This window comes from Rhodoblastus sp. 17X3 (genome assembly GCF_030056575.1).
Lineage (GTDB): Bacteria > Pseudomonadota > Alphaproteobacteria > Rhizobiales > Beijerinckiaceae > Rhodoblastus.
On record NZ_JASHHX010000066.1, the window covers coordinates 1 to 654 of the forward strand.

The 654-nt window shown below is 59.5% G+C and carries 1 protein-coding gene; it reads left to right on the forward strand.

Annotated features, from left to right (window positions below; all coding sequences use genetic code 11):
- Nucleotides 1–391 (forward strand): putative sulfate exporter family transporter (locus QM467_RS19800; protein ID WP_283368052.1); only part of this gene is annotated, 391 nt, incomplete at its 5' end.
- Between the last annotated feature and the right edge of the window lie 263 nt (nt 392–654).

Here is a 654-nt window from a genome sequence, read left to right on the forward strand (position 1 = left end):
GGGCTATTCGATCTCGCCTGAGACCGGGGACGTCGCGACTTACGTCAAGCTGCTGCGGGTCAGCATGTTGCTGCCCGTGGTTTTCACCATTGCGTTCGTCGTCAGTCGCCAGGCGGCGGGCGGCCAGCGCAGCGCCAAGGTGAACCTGCCACTCTTTCTGGTCGGCTTTGCCGTCCTCGTGGCGCTGAACAGCTCCGCATTGTTACCCAGAATGGCGACTGATTTGGCCAATGACGTCTCTCGTTGGTGCCTTGTCACGGCGATCGCGGCGCTTGGCATGAAGACGTCCTTTAAGGATCTTGCGGCGGTGGGGTGGAAGCCGATCGCCTTGATGGCGCTGGAGACTGGCTGGATTGCATCCATTACGGCCGTCGCCGTGGCGTTCACATGAAATCTCCAGAATTGCTGACGCCCTTACAAAATTTCGCGCAGTTTCAGGCGAAGGCGTCACAGGCGTCCGACAAGACACTGAAAGCTTCGGTCCACACCTTGCTACGCCCTCCCGGAATCGAACGAAGCCCGATGGCTTCGGCAGCTCAGTTGGCTAACCCCGACGCAGATTGGCGGTCAATGTGGGGGCGCTCCATCGTGGGGGAGTACGACGAAACGCGAAAATAGAGGCGGATGCTTTCAGCTTTTCGCCGGATAGTTCTC